The 2,506-nt window shown below is 54.4% G+C and carries 2 protein-coding genes; both read right to left on the reverse strand.

The window, feature by feature from the left end:
- Positions 1 to 179: 179 nt before the first annotated feature.
- Entirely contained in the window at positions 180 to 2,258 is a 2,079-nt protein-coding gene (locus WB402_RS04900; RefSeq protein ID WP_424205796.1) for a hypothetical protein, read from the reverse strand.
- A gap of 25 nt (positions 2,259 to 2,283) precedes the next feature.
- Positions 2,284 to 2,506, reverse strand: a 223-nt coding sequence (gene orn / locus WB402_RS04905; protein ID WP_424205797.1) for an oligoribonuclease, incomplete at its 5' end; no start/stop codon positions are given.

Raw genomic sequence — 2,506 nt, forward strand, 5'->3', positions numbered from 1 at the left:
GCACAGGGACGTGCCGTTGCGCGACCTGCAAGGCAAAGGCGCGAAGCGCAGGAGAAGCGCGCCATCCGGGGCGTGTTGTCTCTTGGTGACTTTCCTTTTCACGAGCAAAGAGAAGTCACCCTGGGTCGGGGGCGGAACATCCCAGATTCAAACCACGCGGCCGACGGCCGCTCGACTGATTATGGCCTCAAGGTAACCGCCAACTGTGGTGGCTGATTCGTCGTCGCGCCGACGCAGAGAGAGTCTTCTGCATCGGTAAACTGAATAAAGTCATCGACGGCGTCGAAATTGTAATCCAGTACGGAAAAGTGGAGCCGATACTGCGAGCGCACGCGTGACGCTGCCAGATCGTTTTGCACCGGGATTGTGACATTCAAAGACCGATAACCCAGGATGGGCGTCGTGGACAGGATCCCGATGTTAAGAGCCACTGCCCCACCGCTGTAGGCGCTACCGAAGGGATCGAAAGCGCCGCCATAATCCATCTGGTCCACGATCACATTGCCCAGATTAGTATAAGGGAAACCCTGAACGTCACATTGATACAACCGCAGTGTCGCTGAGGTAATCGTGGCGCTCGTGGAGATATTGGCAATATCGAAACTGTACAACTGGCGCCATCCAACACCGAGCGAATAGCTCGCGTCTTTGTCTCCCGTCGCAGGGCTGCCAGTTGCGCTCGAAGGTAAACCGCTAGTGCTAAGCACGTATCCGTCTAGACTTGCTGTGCTACCGATCACGACCGGCGTGACATCGACGAATATTCCCCACGGAATGGTCAAGGCCGTCAGACTCAAGGTGCGGTTCGGTGCTGGCGCACCGTTCGCGGTGCCGGCGTTATTGAAAACCAGAATGGAATTAGCACCAAGATTCGCGACATACAGCCGATCGGTATTGGTGTCCACAAACAGGTCGAGCGGTTGATTTAGTGCACTCGTGCCACCGGAAAGCGTGCGGTTAGGGGAAGAACTGCTGTTAGCCGTACTGGCACCGTCAAAGACATAAATCGAGTTTGCTGACGTGTTCGACACATACAGACGATCTGCCATGACGTCCACGAAAATTCCCGCAGAAGCACTTAAAATCGGGATCGACCTGACCGGCGCGATATTGCCATTCACAGCGTCGGCATTATTGAAGACAAGAATCTGATTAGTGCTGTTAACCACGTACAGCAGGTTTCGAGTTGTATCTACATAGATACCCGTCGGCGAAATCAAGGTGGTCAAAACACCCGCCAGCGTGCGGCTGGGCGTGACGTTACTGCCGTTCAGGGTACTAGCGTTGTCATAGATCAGCACGGAATTGCCGCCGGTATTTGCCACGTACAGCCGGTCGTTGACCGGGTCGATAAACAACGCCATCGGGGTTATTGGCGTGGTGGTGTTGCTGATCGTGCGGTTCGGCGCGTCCCCGCCGGTAACAGTACGTGCATTGTTGAATACCAGAATCGAATTTGCTCCTGTATTTGCGACGTAGAGCTGATTGCGCGGCATATCAATCGCAATACCGCGCGGGAAGCTGACTGTGGTCAATCCGCCGGCGACTACGCGATTGGCGGCGTTAGTCCCAGACACAGTATTGGCATCGTTATATATCAACAGCGTGCTGCTGCCATTGCCGCTGACGTAGAGTTGACTGCCCGCGCCGGACACTGTTGTGCTGGTGCTGGTAGTTCCACCGCCGCTGCCGATAATGGTTAGCATCCCAAAAAGCACGATTCCGCTCAGAGAAAGATAGTGAAATACGCTGTGCGGCAGTTTATTCGACGACGGCGTGTTCGCACTGTTTCTTGTCAGCACGATGGTCACATAAGCGGCAATTGTGCCCAGTGCAATGAACAGCAGATCCAAGGGATCAAAGGTCCCGTTGAGAAAATAAGCAGCGGTGTTATCGAGAATCGGTACGCGCGCGAACCATGCTGGCACCGCCACAGCGATGATCGGAGAAATTGCCGGATGCTGGGCGACCTCGAACAGGGAGGCGACGACAAACCATGCCGCGCATGTTCCGATCAATCGTGCTTTCGAGAAACCGGCGACCGCCACCGTGAGCAGGATGAACGCATACACATGGACGAACGAGGGGAGATAATTTCCCGGAACGCCGAACAGTGAATGGTGTCCGTGCGCGAGAGAAAAACCGTGGAACAGAAAATAGACGTGTTCAGGTTGGCGTCCGAGGAGATATACCAACAACCCGACAGACAGCGCTACGGCGGCAATGACGGCATAAAGAACGAATGGTCTCTTGAACATAAAACCCCCTCGTTTTTTTATGATATCACTTGATGAAGAAATGCTCTCGATAGTACTTAAGTTCCTCAATGGACTCGCGAATGTCATCGAGCGCCTTGTGCGTGTTCTTTTTCACCACTCCACTGCAAAGGCCCGGCTTCCAGCGTTTCACGAGTTCCTTGATGGAGCTCACGTCCAGATTCCGGTAATGAAACCATGCTTCCAGTTGCGGCATGGTGCGCGCCAGGAAACGCCGGTCCTGGCAGATG

It is taken from the genome of Sulfuricaulis sp. (genome assembly GCF_049587675.1).
In the GTDB taxonomy this organism is placed as follows: Bacteria; Pseudomonadota; Gammaproteobacteria; order Acidiferrobacterales; family Sulfurifustaceae; genus Sulfuricaulis.

What these genes read in the sequence shown, in the direction of transcription:
- WB402_RS04900 (WP_424205796.1), bottom strand. Translation starts at nt 2,258, where the DNA reads ATGTTCAAGAGACCATTCGTTCTTTATGCCGTCATTGCCGCCGTAGCG.